The organism is Mesorhizobium amorphae (assembly GCF_014843845.1).
Lineage (GTDB): Bacteria > Pseudomonadota > Alphaproteobacteria > Rhizobiales > Rhizobiaceae > Mesorhizobium > Mesorhizobium amorphae_A.
The window spans coordinates 68,381-86,512 of the sequence record NZ_JHQS01000128.1; the positions used below are offsets into that span (position 1 = coordinate 68,381).

Here is an 18,132-nt window from a genome sequence, read left to right on the forward strand (position 1 = left end):
GACCAAATGCCTCGCCGGGAGCCTGTGGGCAGCGCCTACTGGAAGGCCGTCTCAGAAAAACTTCGGAGCTTGCGCGAATGCAGTCTCTCCATCGGCATCCCGGCCAGTTTTTCCATCGCCCTGATGCCGATGGTCAAATGCTGCGCCACTTGCCGCTTGTAGAATTCCGTCGCCATGCCGGGCAGCTTCAGCTCGCCATGCAGCGGCTTGTCGGAGACGCAAAGCAGCGTGCCGTAGGGCACGCGGAAGCGGAAGCCGTTGGCGGCGATCGTAGCCGATTCCATATCGAGCGCGATCGCCCGCGACTGCGACAGCCGCTGCACCGGCCCGCGCTGGTCGCGCAGTTCCCAGTTGCGGTTGTCGATCGTGGCAACGGTGCCGGTGCGCATGATGCGCTTCAAATCGTAGCCGGAGAGCCCGGTGACTTCCGCCACTGCCTCCTGCAGCGCCACCTGGATCTCGGCCAGCGGCGGGATCGGCACCCAGACCGGCAGGTCATCGTCCAGCACATGGTCTTCCCGGACATAGGCATGCGCCAGCACATAGTCGCCCAGCGCCTGCGTGTTGCGCAGCCCGGCGCAGTGGCCGAGCATCACCCAGGCATGCGGACGGAGCACCGCGATATGGTCGGTGATCGTCTTGGCGTTCGAAGGGCCGACGCCGATATTGACCATGGTGATGCCGCCATGGTTCGGCTTCTTCAAATGATAGGCCGGCATCTGCGGCAGGCGCTGCGGCGGCGTGCCTTCGCCGGGCATGCTTGCCCCGGGGCGGGTGACGACATTGCCTGGTTCGACGAACTCGGCATATCCGCCGCCGCCATTGGCCATCAAATCGCGCGCGCGGCCGACGAACTCGTCGATATAGAACTGATAATTGGTGAACAGCACGAAGTTCTGGAAATGCTGCGGCGTGGTCGCCGTATAATGCGACAGCCGGTGCAGCGAATAGTCGATGCGCTGTGCCGTGAACGGCGCCAGCGGCCGCGTCTCGCCGAACGCCACTTCGAAGGTGCCGTTGGCGATCTGGTCGTCGGTGCCGTCGAGGTCCGGCACGTCGAACAGGTCGCGGATCGGCCGCTTGATGCGTTCGGCGGCAGTGCCGTCGACATGGGTGCCTTCAAGGAAGGCGAAATGCAGCGGGATCGGCGTGGTCGATTCGGAAACCGTGACCTGAACGCCGTGATTGCGCATGATCAGGCGAAGCTGTTCGATGAGATAGCTCTCGAAGAGCATCGGCTGGGTGATGGTGGTCGAGAAATGGCCTGGCGTCGGCATATGGCCATAGGCCTGCCGCGAGTCGATCTGCGTGAAGGAACTCGTGGTGACGCCGATCTCCGGGTAGAAGGCCCGGTAGCGCTTGTTGTTGTCGCCGCCCGCGGCCAGCGCCGTGAAGGAATCGCGCAGGAATTTGGTGTTGCGGTCGTAGAGCGTCTGCAAGGTCGCGACCGCCTTCTTGGCGTCGTCGAAACTCCGCTTGCCGAAAGGCTCCGGCATGACGACCGATTCGATGGCTTGGGGGTAGATTCGCTTTTCCATGGCTCAATATAGAGATTTGGAAGAGCGCTTGGGAGGGGTCGAAAGCCCGAACGTGACCGGGCGCGTGTTTTTTCTTCAGCCGCGCTGCAAGCTGACCAGCAGCACAAAGCCGACGCCGTTCTTCTTCAACGCCGGGGCCTCGATCGTCGAACTAGCATCGGCGCGCATCATCGGCACGGCCAGCACCGGGGCGGCGAGAAGCGTCAGGATGAGCGCTGTCCGCGGCAGGAGCCGAAGGATATTCAGGGCGCTGATGGCGATGCGGTTCATGGTCGTTTGCTTTTCTTTTGGTTTCTGGTGCTTTGTCGTTTCAGTGGCGAAGATGGTTCGAACAGCCGAAGCTGCAGGAATTGGCTGCGTCCAAGGAGCGGGCCGGACGGCCTGCTTCGGCGACGAGGATGGCGAACAACATGCCGAACAGGCTCATCAGCAGGCAGACGACGGTGAAGCGGCGAGCGAGCATCGGCGTGGTGTCCTCCTTCAATGCCGAGGAGAATGCCCGAATGCCTCTGAACCGGCTCTGATGCCGGCGTTCATCTGCGGTTCAAATTGATTGACGGTGTTTTGGACCGTCGCGCAGGGGCGTGAGGTTGAGGTCGTGCGCCTGTCCACTGTGCAACAACAAGTCGACGGCGCCACCGCGCCGCGCAAAAAGAAACGGGGCCGCGAAGGCCCCGTTCTCTCATTCTTTGGTGGTGAAGCGATCAGAGCTTGTGCCAGGTCTGGCTCTTGCAGATCAGTCCGCCGAGCACACAGCCGCTCATCTTGAGCGAGGTACCCGAAAGCGTCGCCTTGCCGGAATAGGTCTTGTCGTTTGCCGGATCGGTGATGCTGCCGGCATATTTGTTGTCGCCGGCAGGTTTGAGCGAGCCGATGGTCTTGCCGGCATGTTTGCCGGTCTTCAGCGTGATGGAAAACGAACCGCCGCCAGCGATGGCTGCGGTATCGCCGGCCTGTGTCTTCCAATTGCCTTCGATCGGGTCGGCCCATGCCGCACCGGTCATGATCAAGGTGGCCGCCAGGGCCAGGCTCACTTTTCGAAACATGTCTGTCCTCCCTATGGGTTTCGGTGGGGCTCCGTTCCGCCTTCCCGCCCCTTACGCAAACGTAAGCTAATCCAGCTTCCGGCAAAACAAAAGCGGTGCCGCCACGGAAGGTTGCGGGATTTATTAGCTACCCGTCGGCGAACAAATGAAGCGATCTAAGCAGGGCCTTTGGTTCTCGTGGTTAGCGGAGTCTTGATCCCCGGTCTCGGAATTTTCGTCAAATTTTTCGCAAGCAGGCAGAATAGCTGGCTTTGTATCCTTAACGAATTTCCGTGTTTACCTCTTGTTTTAGCTTTGTTTTCCTCAAATTAAGCACGCCATTTAACGACGGATTCAAGGCTCGGCTGCATTCTCGAAAGCATCGAAAGAGCGGCCCCCCAAGGGACACCAAGGGACAGAAGGAGGCAGCTCTCGGGAGCCAGACAGGGGATTTGAAATGGCACGTTTTGAAATGCTTGAAGCCGGCTTCGGCGCCATGGGGGCAACTGCCCAGGCCGACATTCTTTTCGAACTGGGCATGATGTATGCGACCGGCCGCGATTGCGAGACCGATGTCGTCGCCGCCCACAAATGGTTCAACATCGCCGCCATCAAGGGTTCGGTCCGCGCCGCGGAATTGCGCTCGGAATTGTCGGCTGCGATGTCCAAGGTCGAGATCGCCAAGGCGCTGCGCGAAGCGCGCGAATGGATGACGATGCACTAAGCGCACTAAGCACCGGGCTCCCGGTGCCCAGATCACGTGCAGTGAGATCACGGGGCAGGAACGCTTTTGGTCAAGGCCGCGAAAGACGGCCGGCCCACCAGGGACAAGGCCGCGAGAAGACGGCCATACGAACAAGACCAAGAACACGGCAGGCCAAATCCGGTCAAGCCGTGCGGCAGGCAGGGAAGTAAGCGGGGTTTCGGGGCGCGGGGGCGTTCGGGGAAGCTCCATTGGCAAAAGCCGCGACCGGCCGGGACAAGGCCGGCGCGGCTTTTGGCTGTTTCGGCCCGGCCAAGATCATGGTCATACAACAAGACCTGGCCGCGTCGATGACTGAAGTATGTTCGGCGGTGAGACTGCGCAGGCCCAATCGAGTGCCGGCGATGCGCCAAGACATGCCGGGCGAAGGGTGAAATTGTCCCGCCTCTGTGGAAGAAGCGTGGCCGGAAGGGTCGCGCGTGAGTGGAGGAGCACTATCACCATGAAAAAATTGGGTATTTTGAGCGCGGCCGTATTAGGCCTCATGATGAGCGCACCGGTTGCGTTCGCCGACGATATCACCGTCTCGGTGGTCGGCCCGATGACCGGCCAACTCGCCAACATCGGCGACCAGTTCAAGCAGGGCGCACAGGCAGCCGCCGACGCCATCAATGCCGCCGGCGGCGTCAACGGCAACAAGATCAAACTCGACATCCAGGACGACCAGTGCGATCCGAAGCAGGCTGTGTCGGTCGCCAACCGCATCGTCGCCGACGGCACCAAGTTCGTCGACGGCCATGCCTGCTCGGGCTCGAGCATTCCGGCCTCGGCCGTCTATGCCGAAGCCGGCACGCTGATGATGAGCCCGGCGTCATCCAACCCGGAGCTGACTGATGCCGCGGCAAAGGCCGGCTGGCCGACGATTATGCGCCTCTATACGCGCGACGATGCGCAGGGCGCTTTCATCGGTCCGTGGATCGCCAAGAAATACGCCGGCAAGAACGTCGTCATCCTGCATGACAAGAGCGCCTACGGCCAGGGCGTTGCCGACGCCGTCAAGGCGACGATGAATGCCGGTGGCCTCAACGAGGTGAATTACGAAGGCATCAATGCCGGCGAGAAGGACTATTCGGCTCTCGTCACCAAGCTGAAGGAACTGAAGGCAGACGTGGTCTATTTCGGCGGCTACCACCCCGAAGCCGGCCTCATCCTGCGCCAGGCTGCCGAGCAGAACGTCAAGTTCCAGCTGATCATGCCGGACTCGATCGCCTCGCCGGAATTCTGGCAGATCGCCGGCCCGGCCGGCGAAGGCACCATGTTCGTCTTCCCGTCGGACCCGCAGGCGAAGCCCGAAGCCAAGGACGCCATCGCCAAGATCAAGGCCGGCGGCTTCGTGCCGGAAGGCTTTACGCTGTTCTCCTATGCCGTGGTCCAGGCTTTTGCCGAAGGCATCAAGCGCGCCGGCAGCGATGACCCGGCCAAGGTCGCCGAAGCGCTGAAGAACGGCCAGCCGATCAGCACCGTTGTCGGCGAAGTCACCTTCGACGAGAAGGGCGACCTGAAGAACGCCAGCTACGACATCAACCAGTGGCACGACGGCAAATACGCGCCGATCCAGCCGTGATCTTCTCTACCTGACAGTTGGAAATGGCCGGGGCTTGCCCGGCCATTTTCATTTTCGGGCAGCTATCCCTGGTCCTGCTCGGCAAAGCGCACCAGCACGGTGCCGTCGCTGACCTGCGCGCCCTCGACCGCGATCTCGGCGATCACGCCGTCATGCGGCGCGGCAATCGTGTGTTCCATTTTCATTGCTTCCAGGATCAACAGTGGCTGGCCTTTGGTGACGGCGTCGCCTTTGCCCACGCGCACCAGCTTGACCAGGCCCGGCATCGGTGCCCGCAGGATGTCTGAAGCGGCGGCGGCTTCGTCCGCCTTGGCCAGCGGATCCGGCACCGCGAAATTGTAGCTGGTCGCGCCCTCGAACACGGTGATGTGGCCGGGCCAGCGGGCGAGGCGAGGGACGGCGCGAAGATCGTGCGAATTGACTGCTTCATAGGGAGCGTCCAGCGCGACCTCGAAGCGTCCGTCCGGCCGCACCGAAACCCGCGCGAGGATATCCTCCTCGCCATGGCGCAGACGTGTGCGCCGCGCCACCGCGTGGAAATGCGCATAGCCGGCAAGCGATGACCAGGGATCGTCGGATGGCACTTGCGCCCCGGCGCCAGATGCCGCGAGCGCTGCTGCGGCGACGGTCTCGCCTCTCGGCGGCGGGACAACGGTCAGCGCCTCCTGATGCCGGCCGATCAGGCCGGTGTCGACATCGCCGGCCGCGAAATCCGCATCGGTGGCAAGCGCCGCAAGAAACGCGGCGTTGACCGTCGAGCCGGCGATTTCGGTCTGCGCCAACGCTGAACCGAGCGCATCGAGTGCCGCTTGCCTGTCGCTGCCGTGCACGACCAGCTTGGCGATCATCGGGTCGTAGAAGGGCGAGATCGCATCGCCCGCCCGCACGCCGGTCTCGATGCGCATGGTAGCGCCTTCCGGTGCTGCGTCGGGAAATTTCAGATGATGAAGCGTGCCTGTCGCCGGCAGGAATCCCTTTGCCGCGTCTTCGGCATAGATGCGTGCCTCGATGGCGTGGCCGGAGAGCGTTATCTCGCTCTGTGTCTTCGGCAGCTTCTCGCCGGCCGCCACCCTGAGTTGCCATTCGACCAGGTCGGTGCCGGTGACCATTTCGGTGACGGGGTGCTCGACCTGCAGGCGGGTGTTCATCTCCATGAACCAGAAGCGGTCCGCCTTCAGCCCTTGCGAGGCATCGACGATGAATTCGATCGTGCCGGCGCCGGAATAGCTGATCGCCTTGGCGGCCTTCACCGCCGCTTCCGTCATCGCCTTGCGCAATGCCGGCGTCATGCCGGGGGCAGGGGCTTCCTCGATCACCTTCTGGTGGCGGCGCTGCGCCGAGCAGTCGCGTTCGTAGAGATGCACGACGTTGCCGAAATTGTCGCCGAACACCTGCACCTCGATGTGCCTGGGCTTGTCGACATATTTTTCCACCAGCACGCGGTCGTCGCCGAACGCCGCCTTGGCCTCGCGCCGCGCGCCCGACAGGGCTTCGGAGAAATCGTCGGGATGCTCGACCCGCCGCATGCCCTTGCCGCCGCCGCCGGCGCGCGCCTTGATCAGCACGGGGTAACCGATCTCGCGCGCCTTGGAGGCGAGCAGCACGATCTCCTGCGCTTCGCCATGGTAGCCCGGCACCACCGGCACGCCGGCCTTCTCCATCAGCCGCTTGGCCGCGTCCTTCAGCCCCATGGCGCGGATCGAGGCCGCCGACGGGCCGATGAAGGTGAGCCCCGCCGCGGTCACCTGATCGACAAAATCGGGATTTTCCGAGAGGAAGCCGTAGCCTGGGTGGATCGCCTGCGCACCCGTCGCCAACGCCGCGGCGACGACCTTGTCTCCGCGCAGATAGCTTTCGCCGACCGGCGAGGGACCGATATGCACGGCTTCGTCGGCCATCGCCACATGCATGGCCTTGGCGTCGGCGTCGGAATAGACGGCGACACAGCGCACACCCATTTTGCGCGCCGTGCGGATCACCCTGCAGGCGATCTCACCGCGATTGACGATCAGGATCTTGGCGAACATGGAGCCTCCCGGCGTTGCTTCGGGCGGCGCCAGTCTGGCAGGAACCAGCCTACTTGGAAGCTGCGATCTCGCAAGCTCCGCCGGTTGTGACCTTGTAATGAGCGCGGGTGGCCTTGCAGGATTTCATCGCCAGGTCCTCGGCCGCCTTCTGCGATTGCGCATTCAGGTGCGCGCCGCAGATGATGTAGATCGACGTCACCCGCATGTAGGGGGTGGTCGCATAGGCCGAGTGGCCGCTGGCCGCCACATAGGCATTGTATGCCTTGGTGCAATCGGACTTCGGGTTTCCCGACAAAGTCGGGTGGAAACGGATATCGCCCTTGTTCCCAGCCAGCGATGCCGCCGACCCGGCGCCGGGCACCACGAATATAAGCAATCCTGCAAGTATCGAGACAGTCGTGTTGCGAAAGTATTTCAGTTCCATTTTCATCCCATGCCCATTGGAAAGTGCAGGATGAGCAATAGCGCCTAACTTCCGGCGCCGCCAGTTCTGGAATGAAAAATCGCACTTCGAGCTGTGGATCGATCGCTTCGGCCATGCAGTCTAGGCTCCACGATGGGCAGCAACGACCTGCCGGTATAGTTCTGCTGTCTGCTCGTCGAAACAGCAGAAGATGACGGTTTCTGGAACCGTGTTCTTATCGAGGAAGACGTCTGCCGTGGCGACGGCAATCTTCGTCGCCTCATCCTTCGGGTAGCGGTAGACGCCGGTCGAGATCGCCGGAAACGCCATCGTCCGGCAATCGTTGGCGGCGGCGAGTTCGAGCGAGCGGCGGTAGCAGGAGGCGAGCAGTTCGGCCTCACCCTTGCCGCCGCCTTGCCAGACCGGCCCGACCGTGTGGATGACACAGCGTGCCGGCAGCCTGTAGCCCTTGGTGAGTTTGGCATCGCCCGTCTTGCAGCCGTTCAGCATCCGGCATTCGGCCAGGAGTTCGGGACCGGCCGCGCGGTGAATGGCGCCGTCGACACCGCCGCCACCGAGCAGCGACGAATTGGCGGCATTGACGATGGCGTCGACCACCAGCTTGGTGATGTCGCCGGTGTGGACATTGATCCTGCTGCCGACCTGGCCCATCTCACATCCTGAACACGCCGAAGCGTGTCTCATCGATCTCGGCATTGAGCGCTTTCGCTCGATGCCCTCGCACCAGCACCGGCGCCGCCTGCTCGTCGCCCATCACCGAAATGCGGGTATTCGGCCATACCCTGCTTCGCAGTATGGTCATTGTCAAAGAGCATTCGCACCAAGGAAGTGGCTTGGATACTATGACAGGTACGGACCCCGTGGCACGAGACGGCGTTGCGGCCAAATTGCCGTGAATAGATGGTCTGGCTACGCGGAGCTGAACAACTTTCCCGTTTTCTTGATAGCCGCTGGCGCCGTGCTGGAGAAGCCGAATTGGGACACCAGGCGGGCCGCAACGATGCTGACCCTATAGACTGTATTAGATAAGCTTCATAGAGTAGGTTTTCTGAACCCGGCGCGGGAAGACCGATGACGGCAGAGATTGTTCGGCGGCGGCTTGCTGCGATATTGACAGCAGACGTTGTGGGTTACAGTCGGCTGATGGAGGCCGACGAAGCCGGTACCCTGGAGCGATTTCAAGCCAGTCGCAGCCGGTTGGTACTGCCTCTTGTCGAGGCTCATGGCGGACGGATTGTTAATCTGGTGGGGGATGCGTTGCTAGCTGAATTCCCCAGCGTGGTTTCCGCCGCGGATTGCGCCTTGAGCATCCAGGAGGCGCTGGCAACAGAGGAACGCGGATCCTCAGAGCATCCGCGTATTCAGTACCGTATCGGAGTAAATGTGGGCGATCTGATCGTCAAGGGCGATGACCTTTACGGAGAGAGCATTAATGTCGCTGCTCGTTTACAGAGTTTAGCCAAACCAGGAACTATTGCCGTATCCCAGAGTGTGCGCGACCACGTCGTGGGCCGGTTGGCTGTTGAATTCGAAGACTATGGTGAGCATGTCGTAAAACGGGGCGAACGTCCAATCCGAGTCTTTGCGCTGACAAGAAGCACCGGTCGTGTCGAAGGCATCCCCGAATTGGAACGTTTGAATGTCTCCCGCCAAAGACCCGGCATTTGTGTGTTGCCTTTTTTGAACATGAGTGGCGATACCGAGCAGGAGTACTTCAGCGACGGCATAACCGAAGACGTTATCATCGATTTGTGCAAAGTGTCCGGGCTCTCGGTTGTCGCTCGGAATACAGCGTTCACATTCAAGGGGAAAGCAGTAGACGTTCCCCAAATAGCTCGGCAGTTAGGTGTTACCTACGTGGTCGAGGGTAGCGTGCGCAAGGCGGGGGGGCGGGTCCGCATAGCTGCGCAGTTGATAGATGGCATAAGAGGCGATCATATCTGGGCTGAGCGCTACGACCGCGAGCTTCAAAATATATTTGAGCTTCAGGCTCAGATATCTGAAGAAATTGTGGCGGCATTGAAGGTCAAACTGCTGCCAAGAGAGAAAAACGCGATTGAGCGGCGGTCAACCAATAATCCTGAGGCATACCAATTCTATCTACTCGCGCGTCACTACCTGCAGCATGGCTCAAGACATGCCGAGATTGCGTTGCGTTTCTGTGGGCGTGCGATTGAGCTTGACCCCAATTATGCACGTGCATGGGCTATGATCGCTTTATACCAAGCTGAGGGGCATTTGGCCGGTACATCAAGTGAGTCAGGATTGGCGGCGGCTGAGAAGGCGCTCTCGCTGGATCCGACATTGGCGGAGGCTCATGCCGCGAAGGGCCGAATTCTAGGCGAGATTGGCCGCTACGATGATGCGTTGAGAGCACACCAAGAATCACTGCGGCTCAGTCCCGATATATATGATGTCCGATACTGTATTGGGCGCACTTATATTAGATTTGGTAAATTTCGTGACGCCATCGAGCACTTCCGGCGGGCGGCTGTTCTCTTACCAACAGATTATGTTTCTCCTGGCTTTGTGGCCCAGAGCTGCAGAGCAATTGGCCTTGAAGATGAAGCCCTTGCCGCCGCTACGCAGTCGCTGGATCGTGCTGAGAAGGAAATTGCAGTCCGCCCCGACAACTCACATGCGTTGGCGAGCGGTGCTTTGGCTCTTGCGTACCTGGGAGAAGTCGAACGCGCGAGAGGCTGGGTCTCACGCGCGCTTGTCGTTTGCGACGATTCTTTGGAGCAATATAACGTAGCTTGTGCGATGGCACAGATCGGCGAGATCGAGAAAGCGTTCGAACTGCTAGAGGCTTGCGTCAGCAAGATTCCTGCTCAGTTTCTGGATTGGATAAGGAATGACACCGATCTGGAGCCACTCCATGCACATCTGAGATACGACCACCTAATCGCGGCCGGGGAACGGAGGCTCTCAATCAATGAGGCTGACGCAAAGCGCGTCAGCAGTCTCCAACGGGCAATCTCATAGGGGAACAGCGGGATTGAATTGCTGGGGCCAGTCACGAGCGAGGCTTTTCCGCAAGTAGCGACCTCAGGAACGGCCATAGAGTGTGGCAGGTTGCCGACCGAACCGGTCCTCTTGCTCGGCACTAGATGGGTTCTGGCAGCTTTCAGGCCGCGGTGTCCAACCCCCACTTGCTCATATGATTCAAATTCCAATCGTTATCCATTTGACATCTGCGAACACCGAGCATTTACTTCCACTTTCGACGCTATTTTGGTTGGGGAAGATCCGCGATGGCCAAGGGGGGAAAAGACAAAAAACGAAACGGGCCAAAAAGCGGTTTCAAAGTTTCAATCAAGGTACAGATCTTACCTGGGCATGAGGTTTCCGAAGAAAAACGCAAACGTCCGAATGTGGCCAGGGTAGATATAGACGGACAGGAGTATTATGTTGTCTGTGGGCGGGCCAGTGTTGATCCGCCCAAGAAGTAGAGTTGGATGATGTCTTAAGATGTCGGCCTCCGACGACGCATGTCCGGGACCGTGGCGGTTGTCTCCGAATACATTCTGGCGATCGGAGGGGGATGAAATTATTGTGGCGACAGAGAGAACAATTCTTCGCCTCGACAGCCACTCCGCGGCCATTCTTTGTTCGATCCTTGGATCGTCGCTGAATAACAAAATTGTTTTGTCTGAGCCGAATTTCGCCGCCGAAGAGGTCGAGGACTTGTATCAGTTGCTGAAAAGCGAGAACATGATACTCAGAGCGACCAAGGCACTGGCCACAAATTCGAGAGAGGTTACTCATTTCGGGGCAGGCCCGTATGGAGCGGCACCTTCCAAGTATTCCAGAAAAGATATGTGACAGGTCAATGCAGGCCGGCGATCTTGCGCTGGTGAATGTCCCATACGGTGGGCGCGATGTGGGCCAAAGCATGAGGCCGCTCGGGCTGAGCTACCTGGGCGCCTTTGTCTCGAGGCGAGGTATAAAAACCCAGGGATTTGATTTCTCCGACGCTGGCCTCTCGCCGAGCGAGATTGTTGCCCGATATCTCTCCGGCTATCCGATAGTTGGTTTGTCTTTTTACAACGTGAACGCCAAGTTCGCCTACCAACTCGCTACGGAAATAAAGCTTAGCAATCCTCAATGTATTGTCATAGCCGGTGGTCCGCACGTGTCTGCCGTTCATTCTTCTCTGCTTGTCGAACAGCAATCAATAGACATAATTGTTCGTAGCGAAGGTGAAGAAACTCTGGCAGAAGTGTTGAATGCCGTTAAAAATAGAGTGTCACTTACGGGCATTCGCGGCATTACGTATAGATCGCGCGGCCAGATAGTTATAGAACCGGACAGAGAGCGTCTTCAGGATCTTGACGATCTTCCGGCACCGACTTTTGAATTCATTTCTCCCTACGAGGCCCGTCCCCTGTTCTATTTTGATAGGACGATTGGCGTCCGCAAACGAGCTGTGGCTCTCATTACGAGCAGGAGCTGCCCTTATAGTTGCTCGTTTTGCGCGATAATCTTGATTGGCCGACAGTGGCGGAAGCTGAGCGCCGCGAAAGTGGTTTCCGATCTGAAGGATTTGGAAGAATTTCGCGGTGAACTGTATGAGCACGTCTATTTTCTCGACGCGAATTTCTTCGTCAGTGCGACTCGAGCGGTGGAAATTGCTGAGGCGCTCCACAGCTACAGACCCAGTCTAACATTTAGCTTTTCGACACGCGTCAATCAACTGATCAAGGGCCGACGTCTGATCTCTCAACTGAGACATCTGGGTTTAAGGGCCGTTGAGTTGGGCATAGAAAGCGGAAATGACAACGCCCTCCGGAGATTTGCGAAAGACACAACTGTTAGTCAAAACAAGGAAGCTCTAGAAATACTTAATGAAAATCGAATTCAGCTTTTTCTAGACTTCATAATGTTTGACGCGGAAGGGACTATTGAAGAGTTAAATCAAAATATTGAATTTATACACCAAAATAAGCTTGACTCATATATCCCTTGGGACCACTTGTTTTCATACATGACTCCTTATGTGGGTACGGAGATTCGACGTCATTATGAGCAACTAAAAGGATATTCCTTCGAGACAGATGAGTTGCCGGATCCGGCGGATTTGTTCGAGAATCTCGACGTTAAGGCTGTATTCAAGGAGTTTTGGAGGTTGCGTCAGTATGTTCCGGGGCTAGAGCGTGCTTTGATCCGTGTAGAGCAGCGCGTTAGAAACGCCTCGGAATGGGGACTTGAGGCAGCGCGCGACAAACTCAACGCAGTTACACTCCGGCGCCTTCCGTTCGTGGTTCTGAAGAACCTCATAGCTCAGTCCCGTTCCGGTGGCATCGTTTCCTTCGAGCAAGCAGTGCCAAAATTTGTTGACGACTTCGAAAATGGACACACGTTGATGGATTTTTTGCACTGGCAAGAGGCGCACGGGTGACGCACTCGGAAAATGCCGCCCGAAGTCCGTAGCCTGGCCTTTTGGGTCCTAGGCCCCAGCGATCAAACAGATGCTCGATCGATCTCTGCAACGCCGGCTTCAGCCTTCTCGATCGGTGACGTTTCCCAGAATAATCCATGGTGAGTTTTGCATCGTAGGCGGCATTGACGATGGCGTCGACCGCCAGTTTGGTGATGTCGCCGGTATGGACGCCGATCCCGCTGCCGATCTGGCCCATCTCACATTCTGAACACGCCGAAGCGTGTCTCCTCGATCTCGGCATTGAGCGCGGCCGAGAGGCTCAGCGCCAGCACCTCGCGCGTCTTGGCCGGATCGATGATGCCGTCGTCCCAAAGCCTCGCTGAGGAGTAGAGCGGATGTCCCTCATGCTCGTATTTCATCAGGATCGGCTTCCTGAATTTTGCTTCCTCTTCGGCGCTCCACTCTCCGCCCTTGCGCTCGATGCCCTCGCGCTTGACCATGGCCAGTACCGTCGCCGCCTGTTCGCCGCCCATCACCGAGATGCGGGCGTTCGGCCACATCCACAGGAAGCGCGGTGAATAGGCGCGGCCGCACATGCCGTAATTGCCAGCGCCGAACGAGCCGCCGATAATCATGGTCACCTTCGGCACCTTGGCGGTGGCGACCGCCATGACCAGCTTGGCGCCGTCCTTGGCGATGCCGCCGGCCTCGTATTTTCGCCCGACCATGAAGCCGGTGATGTTCTGCAGGAACACCAGCGGGATCTTGCGCTGGCAGCACAGCTCGATGAAATGCGCGCCCTTCAGTGCGCTTTCGGAAAACAAGACACCATTGTTGGCGATGATGCCGACCGGCATGCCGTGCAGATGGGCAAAGCCGGTGACCAAAGTGGTTCCGTAGTTCTGCTTGAACTCGTCGAACTCCGAACCGTCGACGACACGAGCGATTACCTCGCGCACATCATAGGGCTGGCGCAGATCTGTCGGCACGATGCCGTAGAGCTCATGCGGATCGTGAAGCGGTGGAATCGATTTCTGTAAGTTCAGGCTTACGGCCTTGTTCCGATTCAGGTTCTTGACGATGCGCCGGCAAATGGCCAGCGCGTGTTCGTCGTCCATGGCGTAGTGGTCGGCAACGCCGGAGAGTCGCGTGTGCACATCGGCACCGCCAAGATCCTCGGCGCTGACGTCCTCGCCGGTGGCGGCCTTCACCAGCGGCGGGCCGCCGAGGAAAATGGTCGCCTGGTTGCGCACCATGATCGTCTCGTCCGACATCGCCGGCACATAGGCGCCGCCCGCCGTGCACGAACCCATGACACAGGCGATCTGCGGAATGCCCGCCGCCGACATGTTGGCCTGGTTGTAGAAGATGCGACCGAAATGCTCGCGATCGGGGAACACCTCGTCCTGGTTGGGCAAATTGGCGCCGCCGCTGTCGACCAGATAGACGCAGGGCAGATTGTTCTGCAGCGCGATCTCCTGCGCGCGCAGATGCTTCTTGACCGTCAGCGGGTAGTAGGTGCCGCCCTTCACCGTGGCGTCGTTGACGACGACCATGACCTCGGTGCCCTCGACGCGGCCAACACCGGCGATGAGGCCGGCCGCGGCGATCTCCTCGCCATACATCGACCACGCCGCGAACTGGCCGATCTCTAGGAAGGGCGAGCCGGTGTCGAGGAGTTGCGCCAGCCGCTCGCGCGGCAGGAGTTTGCCTCGGCCCTGGTGGCGCTCTCGTGCCTCCTCCGAGCCGCCGCGCTCGACACTCGCCGCCTTCTCGGAAATATCGGCGACGAGCGCGCGCATGCGCTCGGCATTGGTGCGGAAGGTGTCGGAGGAGGGGGAGATCTGGGTTTGCAGTGTGGCCACGTTCTTCCTCACACCTCTTGATGCCGCAGGGGAACCAGTGTAACAGCCCGCGCCCGGGTGCTGCGTGCCAAGCGCGGCATCTTTTGTACAAGTGACACCCTCAGGAGGCGACGATGAAAGGCATGCGCATGCGTTTCACCAGATGTCTTCCTTCGGCCATGGCCTGACGCCGCCGAAGGGCGGCCTTCCACGTCCCGGATTTGAGCAAGAGGAACACTGCGCCTTGAAGCGCCGTGGGTGTCAAAATGTATTTGCGGTTTGTAACGCCGCTGATCCATCCGAAGAGCCGGGTGGAGACCGGCTTCTTTCACGCGGCCTGGTATCTGCACGATATCGGCTGCCCTGACTGGATTCATGGCGAACTGGAGGACCAGTTCGGATGGTTCAATCAGTATCTGCCTATTCCGGGCAGGGTCGGCCGGCATTTCAAGCGCCGCAATTCGATCTGGGGCATCTGCAGGTTCAAACCGGACGCCAGGGAAGCGATCAGCCGCGCGCGCTATTGCGCCTGGCTGATAGAGGAGGGTGGCTTGCCGGTGCGCTCGATCACGTCGGCGCGCCAGCGCGAGGTGCTGTGGCGCGATGCGCACCAGATCGTCGCCAAGCCAACCGATGACCTGCCCAAGGCATTCGGCTGAAGCGGCGGAGGGGGACATCACGCCCCCTCCGCCATGATCTCGCGTCCGATCAGCCAGCGGCGGATTTCGCTGGTGCCGGCGCCGATCTCGTAGAGCTTGGCGTCGCGCAAAAGCCGGCCGGTCGGATAGTCGTTGATATAGCCATTACCGCCGAGCAGCTGCAGCGCGTCGAGCGCCATCTGAGTCGCCTTTTCGGCGGCAAACAGCACGCAGCCGGCGGCGTCCTTGCGGGTGGTCTGACCGCGGTCGCAGGCGGCGGCCACGGCATAGACGTAGGCGCGCGCGGCACTCATCACCGTGTACATGTCGGCCAGCTTGCCTTGCACCAACTGGAACTCGCCAATCGCCTGGCCGAATTGCTTGCGCTCGTGTACGTAAGGGATCGCCACGTCGAGGCAGGCCGCCATCAGCCCGATCGGGCCGCCGGCAAGCACCGTGCGCTCATAGTCGAGGCCCGACATCAGCACCTCGACGCCGCGTCCTTCCTCATGCAGCACATTGTCGAACGGCACCTCGACATTTTCGAACACCAACTCGCCGGTATTCGAGCCGCGCATGCCGAACTTGTCGAGCTTTTGCGCCACCGAAAAACCGGCCATTGTCTTCTCGACGATGAAAGCGGTTATGCCGCGCGAATGGCGCTCCGGATCGGTCTTGGCATAGACCACCAGGGTCTCGGCATCCGGACCGTTGGTGATCCACATTTTCGAGCCGTTCAGCACATAGCGGTCGTTGCGCTTTTCGGCGCGCAGCCTGAGCGACACGACGTCCGAGCCGGCGCCGGATTCCGACATTGCGAGAGCACCAACTTTATCGCCGCTGCAGAGCGGCGGCAGATATTTCTCCTTCTGCGCCGGTGTCGCCCAGCGATTGATCTGGTTGACGCACAGGTTGGAATGGGCGCCGTAGGAGAGACCGACCGAGGCCGAGGCGCGCGAGATCTCCTCCACCGCGATCACATGGGCAAGATAGCCCATGCCGCTGCCGCCGAAATCGGGATCGGCGGTGATGCCGAGCAGGCCGAGCGCGCCGAGTTCGGCCCACAGATGCGCCGGGAATTCGTTCGAGCGGTCGATCTCGGCCGCGATCGGCGCGATCCTGTCCTGGGCGAAGCGCCGCACCAGGTCGCGCAGCGCCTCGATGTCTTCGTCAAGCCCGAAGCTGAGCGTGTTCGTGTACATGCCGTTCCTCCCCGGTACCAGTGTCGATCCTCGCGCCAACGAGGCGCATTGTCATCGAAAGATATGACGCCGTGACCTCGGCGACCGACAGCCGCTCGCCCGGCCGGAACCAGACGATGACGCCGGTCATCATCTGGATCAGCGCCATGGCGGTCAGGCCGGTGTCGTCGATGTCGAAGACGCCCGTCTCCACGCCGTCGCGCAGGACGGCGCGCAGTTCCTTTTCGTAAGCTGTGCGCATGCGCAGGATCTGCGTCAGGCGCTCATGCGACAGGCTGCGCAGCTCCATGTTGGAGACATGCGTGGCGTGGCGGCGTTCGATGTGGAAGGCGATGTGGTTCCGGACATAGGCGGCGAGCCTCCGCGCAGGGTCGGCAGTTGTCGGGCGTGCCGCCTCCCACGCTGCGCTCAGCCCCTCCATGTGCTCGCGCATCAGCGTGAACAGCAGGTCTTCCTTGGTCGGAAAATAGCGGTAGAGCGCGGCTGCCTGTACGCCGACCTCGGCGGCCAACTGGCGCATCGACATCGCTTCGTAGCCGAAGCGCGCGATCAGGCTGACCGCCGCCTCGCGGACGGCAGCCTCGGTCTTTTCGCCATCGGAACCGGTCGTGCGGGCCATGCTCACCTCATCGAGGCAAATAATAAAACAAACGTTCAATTAATTCAAGGGTGCGCAATCGCGTGCCCTGTTCACACAACGATCGTGAAGCTCGTTGGCGCGTTCCAGGAGCTGAGTTCCTCGACGTCGACGCGCGTAACCGATGCGCCCGCCGGGCCGATCCAAAGGCGTTGGACCATCGACGAGACCGCGGCTTCGGTTCCGGCCATCCGTGCCGTCACTGAGCCATCGATTTCGTTGCGCACCCAGCCCGTAAGACCGAGTTGGGTGGCCTCGCTTCGTGCCCAGACCCTGTAGCTGACGCCTTGCACTCTACCGTAAACGCGTGCCTGCACGGCCCTTTGCCGATCGTTCATCGCTCGCCCCGAAGCGTCTCCATGCACTGTGGACATGAATCTGGCGCTTCACCCGGCGAATGCAAGCGGCTTCCAACGGGATTGCGTGGGCTGAGCGCTCGCGCTCTGGTCTGCGGATGTATGACATGATCCAATAAATAGTTGACTTGATCAAATAACTGGAGATGAATTCAACGGCGGATATCAACCTGCGGAAGGGCCTGACATGCCGGTCGAGCGAAATGCCCTGGTCGGCGACATCCGCCGCTTCAACCGGTTCTATACCGGCCTGATCGGGTTGCTCGACGAGACCTTGACGCACAGCGCCTATACGCTGACCGAGGCGCGGGTGCTGTTCGAACTGGATCGCAGGTCGGGCGCTTCTGCTGCCGATACAGGTGGCACGGCGGGTTTTCTTGCGCGGATGTTCCATCTCGATATCGGCCCAGCGGCCTCCGAAATGGCCGGCGAACTTCGGCTCGAACCGACTTATCTCACACGTATCCTGCGAAAATTCGCGGCTGCCGGCCTGACCGAAATACGCGCCGACCCAAACGACCGGCGCCGCCGCCTGTCCCTGACGGCCCGTGGCAATCAGGCATTGGCAAAGTTGCAGATGACGGCGAACCAAGACCTCGCCCGGCTGACGGCCGGCCTGACCGATGACGAAGCCCTGCAGCTTTCAGACGCGTTGAAACGGGTCACGCGCCTGCTCGGCGGCGACATGGGTGAAACCGCAACGAGCGGAAATCGCCAATAGGCATGCCGCT

The 18,132-nt window shown here is 60.2% G+C and carries 21 protein-coding genes; 9 read left to right on the forward strand and 12 right to left on the reverse strand.

The annotated features are described in order from the left end of the window. Positions 1 to 35 precede the first annotated feature (35 nt). The 4 genes from DH08_RS33435 to DH08_RS33450 all read right to left on the reverse strand — a co-directional run bounded on the left by DH08_RS33435 (position 36) and on the right by DH08_RS33450 (position 2,584). Positions 36 to 1,496: an AMP nucleosidase gene (locus tag DH08_RS33435; protein ID WP_246801185.1), complete on the reverse strand. Its 1,461-nt coding sequence runs from the start codon at positions 1,494 to 1,496 to the stop codon at positions 36 to 38. A 117-nt stretch (positions 1,497 to 1,613) separates the two neighbouring features. Then, positions 1,614 to 1,808 (reverse strand): hypothetical protein, encoded by a 195-nt coding sequence (locus tag DH08_RS33440; RefSeq protein WP_192183472.1) that lies wholly within the window; start codon positions 1,806 to 1,808, stop codon positions 1,614 to 1,616. A gap of 40 nt (positions 1,809 to 1,848) precedes the next feature. Continuing rightward, positions 1,849 to 2,001 carry a hypothetical protein gene (locus DH08_RS33445; protein WP_192183473.1) on the reverse strand — a complete coding sequence of 51 codons (153 nt, stop codon included), beginning with the start codon at positions 1,999 to 2,001 and terminating at the stop codon, positions 1,849 to 1,851. Between the two features lie 241 nt (positions 2,002 to 2,242). Continuing rightward, positions 2,243 to 2,584 carry a DUF2147 domain-containing protein gene (locus DH08_RS33450; RefSeq protein WP_192183474.1) on the reverse strand — a complete coding sequence of 114 codons (342 nt, stop codon included), beginning with the start codon at positions 2,582 to 2,584 and terminating at the stop codon, positions 2,243 to 2,245. A 436-nt stretch (positions 2,585 to 3,020) separates the two neighbouring features. Here DH08_RS33450 and DH08_RS33455 point away from each other — a divergent pair, with 436 nt between their 5' ends. The 3 genes from DH08_RS33455 (at position 3,021) to DH08_RS33465 (ending at position 4,890) form a co-directional block, all read left to right on the forward strand. Continuing rightward, on the forward strand, positions 3,021 to 3,287 hold the full coding sequence (locus DH08_RS33455) for an SEL1-like repeat protein (protein WP_006199745.1): 267 nt from the start codon (positions 3,021 to 3,023) through the stop codon (positions 3,285 to 3,287). Between the two features lie 230 nt (positions 3,288 to 3,517). Further along, the gene (locus DH08_RS33460; RefSeq protein WP_192183475.1) at positions 3,518 to 3,700 is read left to right on the forward strand and encodes a hypothetical protein; all 183 of its coding nucleotides are present in this window, start codon (positions 3,518 to 3,520) and stop codon (positions 3,698 to 3,700) included. A 68-nt stretch (positions 3,701 to 3,768) separates the two neighbouring features. Further along, complete coding sequence (locus DH08_RS33465) at positions 3,769 to 4,890, forward strand: ABC transporter substrate-binding protein (protein ID WP_192183476.1); 1,122 nt, start codon at positions 3,769 to 3,771, stop codon at positions 4,888 to 4,890. Positions 4,891 to 4,952: 62 nt separating this feature from the next. Here the strand turns inward: DH08_RS33465 and DH08_RS33470 are convergent, their stop codons facing one another. The 4 genes from DH08_RS33470 to DH08_RS33485 form a co-directional block, all read right to left on the reverse strand. Next, the gene (locus DH08_RS33470) at positions 4,953 to 6,917 is read right to left on the reverse strand and encodes an acetyl/propionyl/methylcrotonyl-CoA carboxylase subunit alpha (protein ID WP_192183477.1); all 1,965 of its coding nucleotides are present in this window, start codon (positions 6,915 to 6,917) and stop codon (positions 4,953 to 4,955) included. Positions 6,918 to 6,966: 49 nt separating this feature from the next. Next, positions 6,967 to 7,341: a hypothetical protein gene (locus tag DH08_RS33475; RefSeq protein WP_192183478.1), complete on the reverse strand. Its 375-nt coding sequence runs from the start codon at positions 7,339 to 7,341 to the stop codon at positions 6,967 to 6,969. 120 nt (positions 7,342 to 7,461) lie between these two features. Beyond that, positions 7,462 to 7,992: an O-acetyl-ADP-ribose deacetylase gene (locus DH08_RS33480; RefSeq protein ID WP_192183479.1), complete on the reverse strand. Its 531-nt coding sequence runs from the start codon at positions 7,990 to 7,992 to the stop codon at positions 7,462 to 7,464. 1 nt (position 7,993) lies between these two features. After that, a complete protein-coding gene (locus tag DH08_RS33485; RefSeq protein ID WP_192183480.1) occupies positions 7,994 to 8,143 on the reverse strand; it encodes a hypothetical protein in 150 nt (49 codons plus the stop codon). Positions 8,144 to 8,412: 269 nt separating this feature from the next. Between DH08_RS33485 and DH08_RS33490 the strand changes: the two genes are divergently transcribed. The 4 genes from DH08_RS33490 to DH08_RS33505 all read left to right on the forward strand — a co-directional run bounded on the left by DH08_RS33490 (position 8,413) and on the right by DH08_RS33505 (position 12,742). Continuing rightward, positions 8,413 to 10,326 carry an adenylate/guanylate cyclase domain-containing protein gene (locus DH08_RS33490; RefSeq protein ID WP_192183481.1) on the forward strand — a complete coding sequence of 638 codons (1,914 nt, stop codon included), beginning with the start codon at positions 8,413 to 8,415 and terminating at the stop codon, positions 10,324 to 10,326. A gap of 269 nt (positions 10,327 to 10,595) precedes the next feature. Next, on the forward strand, positions 10,596 to 10,793 hold the full coding sequence (locus DH08_RS33495; protein ID WP_192183482.1) for a hypothetical protein: 198 nt from the start codon (positions 10,596 to 10,598) through the stop codon (positions 10,791 to 10,793). A gap of 19 nt (positions 10,794 to 10,812) precedes the next feature. Beyond that, on the forward strand, positions 10,813 to 11,166 hold the full coding sequence (locus DH08_RS33500; RefSeq protein WP_192183483.1) for a hypothetical protein: 354 nt from the start codon (positions 10,813 to 10,815) through the stop codon (positions 11,164 to 11,166). A gap of 7 nt (positions 11,167 to 11,173) precedes the next feature. Continuing rightward, positions 11,174 to 12,742 (forward strand): B12-binding domain-containing radical SAM protein, encoded by a 1,569-nt coding sequence (locus tag DH08_RS33505; RefSeq protein ID WP_192183484.1) that lies wholly within the window; start codon positions 11,174 to 11,176, stop codon positions 12,740 to 12,742. A gap of 239 nt (positions 12,743 to 12,981) precedes the next feature. Here the strand turns inward: DH08_RS33505 and DH08_RS33510 are convergent, their stop codons facing one another. Continuing rightward, positions 12,982 to 14,589, reverse strand: coding sequence for a carboxyl transferase domain-containing protein (locus DH08_RS33510; RefSeq protein WP_192183485.1), 1,608 nt, complete (start codon positions 14,587 to 14,589; stop codon positions 12,982 to 12,984). Between the two features lie 245 nt (positions 14,590 to 14,834). Here DH08_RS33510 and DH08_RS33515 point away from each other — a divergent pair, with 245 nt between their 5' ends. Further along, entirely contained in the window at positions 14,835 to 15,227 is a 393-nt protein-coding gene (locus DH08_RS33515) for a hypothetical protein (protein ID WP_192183486.1), read from the forward strand. A gap of 17 nt (positions 15,228 to 15,244) precedes the next feature. Here DH08_RS33515 and DH08_RS33520 read toward each other — a convergent pair whose 3' ends face one another. The 3 genes from DH08_RS33520 to DH08_RS33530 form a co-directional block, all read right to left on the reverse strand. After that, a complete protein-coding gene (locus DH08_RS33520; RefSeq protein ID WP_192183487.1) occupies positions 15,245 to 16,408 on the reverse strand; it encodes an isovaleryl-CoA dehydrogenase in 1,164 nt (387 codons plus the stop codon). Further along, the gene (locus tag DH08_RS33525) at positions 16,377 to 17,027 is read right to left on the reverse strand and encodes a TetR/AcrR family transcriptional regulator (protein ID WP_192183488.1); all 651 of its coding nucleotides are present in this window, start codon (positions 17,025 to 17,027) and stop codon (positions 16,377 to 16,379) included. The genes DH08_RS33520 and DH08_RS33525 overlap by 32 nt, the downstream gene beginning before the upstream one ends. Before the next feature lie 71 nt (positions 17,028 to 17,098). Further along, positions 17,099 to 17,383, reverse strand: a complete 285-nt coding sequence (locus DH08_RS33530) for an acylphosphatase (RefSeq protein WP_192183489.1) — start codon at positions 17,381 to 17,383, stop codon at positions 17,099 to 17,101. Between the two features lie 205 nt (positions 17,384 to 17,588). Between DH08_RS33530 and DH08_RS33535 the strand changes: the two genes are divergently transcribed. Next, the gene (locus DH08_RS33535; RefSeq protein ID WP_192183490.1) at positions 17,589 to 18,122 is read left to right on the forward strand and encodes a MarR family winged helix-turn-helix transcriptional regulator; all 534 of its coding nucleotides are present in this window, start codon (positions 17,589 to 17,591) and stop codon (positions 18,120 to 18,122) included. Positions 18,123 to 18,132: the final 10 nt, after the last annotated feature.

Excerpts from the sequence above, each read along its gene's own strand:
- DH08_RS33435 (WP_246801185.1), bottom strand. The coding sequence starts at position 1,496 with ATGCCGGAGCCTTTCGGCAAGCGGAGTTTCGACGACGCCAAGAAGGCG.
- DH08_RS33535 (WP_192183490.1), top strand. The coding sequence starts at position 17,589 with ATGCCGGTCGAGCGAAATGCCCTGGTCGGCGACATCCGCCGCTTCAAC.
- DH08_RS33500 (WP_192183483.1), top strand. The coding sequence starts at position 10,813 with ATGTCGGCCTCCGACGACGCATGTCCGGGACCGTGGCGGTTGTCTCCG.
- DH08_RS33525 (WP_192183488.1), bottom strand. The coding sequence starts at position 17,027 with ATGGCCCGCACGACCGGTTCCGATGGCGAAAAGACCGAGGCTGCCGTC.
- DH08_RS33485 (WP_192183480.1), bottom strand. The coding sequence starts at position 8,143 with ATGACCATACTGCGAAGCAGGGTATGGCCGAATACCCGCATTTCGGTG.
- DH08_RS33465 (WP_192183476.1), top strand. The coding sequence starts at position 3,769 with ATGAAAAAATTGGGTATTTTGAGCGCGGCCGTATTAGGCCTCATGATG.
- DH08_RS33445 (WP_192183473.1), bottom strand. The coding sequence starts at position 2,001 with ATGCTCGCTCGCCGCTTCACCGTCGTCTGCCTGCTGATGAGCCTGTTC.
- DH08_RS33530 (WP_192183489.1), bottom strand. The coding sequence starts at position 17,383 with ATGAACGATCGGCAAAGGGCCGTGCAGGCACGCGTTTACGGTAGAGTG.
- DH08_RS33515 (WP_192183486.1), top strand. The coding sequence starts at position 14,835 with ATGTATTTGCGGTTTGTAACGCCGCTGATCCATCCGAAGAGCCGGGTG.
- DH08_RS33470 (WP_192183477.1), bottom strand. The coding sequence starts at position 6,917 with ATGTTCGCCAAGATCCTGATCGTCAATCGCGGTGAGATCGCCTGCAGG.
- DH08_RS33480 (WP_192183479.1), bottom strand. The coding sequence starts at position 7,992 with ATGGGCCAGGTCGGCAGCAGGATCAATGTCCACACCGGCGACATCACC.
- DH08_RS33455 (WP_006199745.1), top strand. The coding sequence starts at position 3,021 with ATGGCACGTTTTGAAATGCTTGAAGCCGGCTTCGGCGCCATGGGGGCA.
- DH08_RS33505 (WP_192183484.1), top strand. The coding sequence starts at position 11,174 with ATGCAGGCCGGCGATCTTGCGCTGGTGAATGTCCCATACGGTGGGCGC.
- DH08_RS33475 (WP_192183478.1), bottom strand. The coding sequence starts at position 7,341 with ATGGAACTGAAATACTTTCGCAACACGACTGTCTCGATACTTGCAGGA.
- DH08_RS33450 (WP_192183474.1), bottom strand. The coding sequence starts at position 2,584 with ATGTTTCGAAAAGTGAGCCTGGCCCTGGCGGCCACCTTGATCATGACC.
- DH08_RS33495 (WP_192183482.1), top strand. The coding sequence starts at position 10,596 with ATGGCCAAGGGGGGAAAAGACAAAAAACGAAACGGGCCAAAAAGCGGT.
- DH08_RS33490 (WP_192183481.1), top strand. The coding sequence starts at position 8,413 with ATGACGGCAGAGATTGTTCGGCGGCGGCTTGCTGCGATATTGACAGCA.
- DH08_RS33440 (WP_192183472.1), bottom strand. The coding sequence starts at position 1,808 with ATGAACCGCATCGCCATCAGCGCCCTGAATATCCTTCGGCTCCTGCCG.
- DH08_RS33520 (WP_192183487.1), bottom strand. The coding sequence starts at position 16,408 with ATGTACACGAACACGCTCAGCTTCGGGCTTGACGAAGACATCGAGGCG.